Below are 1,697 nucleotides of genomic sequence, written 5' to 3'. Positions count from 1 at the left end.
TGCGGTGCAAACTCTTTAACCTGATGGACGGCTACATCCAATTGTGCAGAGCTAACGGGTTCTGAAAATTGAGCAACAACTTTCACAGTGGGGTGCATCTGTAGGGCGTTGCCTATATTCCGAGTGATGCCACTACGACGTAGCAGTGCTGATGTATGTACTGCTCCGGCAGCAATAAAAACTGTTTTGGCAGTTATCTTAATTTGGTATGAAGAGGAGCTATCGGTATAACGTCCCTGTAGAATCCAGCGATCGCCCAGATGACGGAGCATTTTAATTTTAGTGTTGGCGAGAATTTTACCCCCTGCGCGCACCATCTCAGCCACATACGGTTTCGTCACCGTTTCCTCAGTTCCTTTCAGTGGAACACTACAGTCGTTCGTNCCACTACGACGTAGCAGTGCTGATGTATGTACTGCTCCGGCAGCAATAAAAACTGTTTTGGCAGTTATCTTAATTTGGTATGAAGAGGAGCTATCGGTATAACGTCCCTGTAGAATCCAGCGATCGCCCAGATGACGGAGCATTTTAATTTTAGTGTTGGCGAGAATTTTACCCCCTGTGCGTAGCATCTCAGGCACATAAGTTTTCGTCATAGATTGCTTAGTTCCTTTGAGGGGAACACTGCAGTCGTTATTTGACTCATACTTAAACCAACGGGGTACTTCCTGGGATTGCCATCCAAGCTGAGTTGCGCCTTCCTGCAATTTGAGAGAAGCTAGGGAGGGTTTACCAGGTAGATAGCTAACGCTAACGGCATTTTCGCAGGCTTCATAGTGAGGTTCAAGCTCTGCTTCGGTCAGATTTTGCACCTGAAATTTTTCTCGCCAGTGAGCCAAAACGTCGGAGGGAGTGCGGTGATAGAGTCCGCTATTGACTTCACTGCCACCACCGACACACTTTCCCTCAACGTACTGGATTTTGGGAGCGCCAAATGCAACAGTAAGGCCGCGATTCCGATATTTCTGTACCATCTCTTCTTGAGAAAAGGGGGCACATGATTCCAAGGGCAAATAAGCACCTTCTTCAATCAGTAAAACGTCGAGTCCAGCTTTACTAAGGGTGGCCGCGGTAACAGAGCCTCCGGGACCTGAACCAACAATAGCAACTTCGCAGTTGAGAGCAGTATCTGGCTCAGTGAGAATGTTGTGTTCGCATACTGTCATGTCAATTTTTCCTTGCTCGCGTAATAACTGAATATAGTTAAGCTTTCGTAAAATCGCATCAAGTCACGACAAACTCTTAGGGGTGACATTTTCCAAGCTGCGATCTGATGTACTCGGATAGTCGGTGGAAGTTGATGAAACCTTTTACCTCGTCTGATGATTGACCACAAATCAAAAATAGCTGTGAGGATAAACAGTGGTAGTTTTAGGTAATCAGGCATATTTCTATGTTGCGCTCTGACAAACTCAACAACTTGATTATTAGGGAAGTGTAACGGAGACTGATGTTTGTCTGAGTGTTTATTAATAAATGTGTAACAAAGTGCAGATATAGTTGATTCAAAATTCATTATTAGTTTTTATAGAAATATTCTTATGGAGTCAGACAAAAATTGAATTTACTAAATAAGGTTTTGGTTGTTGAGCCAGAGTATCAAAGTATATGTTATTAGCCAACCGAATATTAGAGTTGTTGGGAAATAACTTAGATTACAAAAAAAATAAAATGAAAACAGATATATTTAGTTAGTG

3 protein-coding genes are annotated in these 1,697 nt (G+C 43.1%); all 3 read right to left on the bottom strand.

Features of this window, described 5'->3' with window-relative positions; genetic code table 11:
* On the bottom strand, positions 1 to 341 hold a 341-nt coding region (locus AFK68_RS37810), incomplete at its 3' end, for a GMC family oxidoreductase N-terminal domain-containing protein (RefSeq protein ID WP_210407144.1).
* A 43-nt stretch (positions 342 to 384) separates the two neighbouring features.
* A partial coding sequence (locus AFK68_RS43880; protein ID WP_210407145.1) for a GMC family oxidoreductase N-terminal domain-containing protein occupies positions 385 to 1,166 on the bottom strand: 782 nt, incomplete at its 3' end.
* Positions 1,163 to 1,516: a hypothetical protein gene (locus AFK68_RS00290; protein WP_094670730.1), complete on the bottom strand. Its 354-nt coding sequence runs from the start codon at positions 1,514 to 1,516 to the stop codon at positions 1,163 to 1,165. The genes AFK68_RS00290 and AFK68_RS43880, both read right to left, overlap by 4 nt.
* Positions 1,517 to 1,697: the final 181 nt, after the last annotated feature.

The sequence above is a fragment of the Hydrocoleum sp. CS-953 genome (genome assembly GCF_002260545.1).
In the GTDB taxonomy this organism is placed as follows: Bacteria; Cyanobacteriota; Cyanobacteriia; order Cyanobacteriales; family Microcoleaceae; genus Trichodesmium.
This window is presented reverse-complemented; position numbering and strand designations above follow the sequence as displayed.

What these genes read in the sequence shown, in the direction of transcription:
- AFK68_RS00290 (WP_094670730.1), bottom strand. Translation starts at nt 1,516, where the DNA reads ATGAATTTTGAATCAACTATATCTGCACTTTGTTACACATTTATTAAT.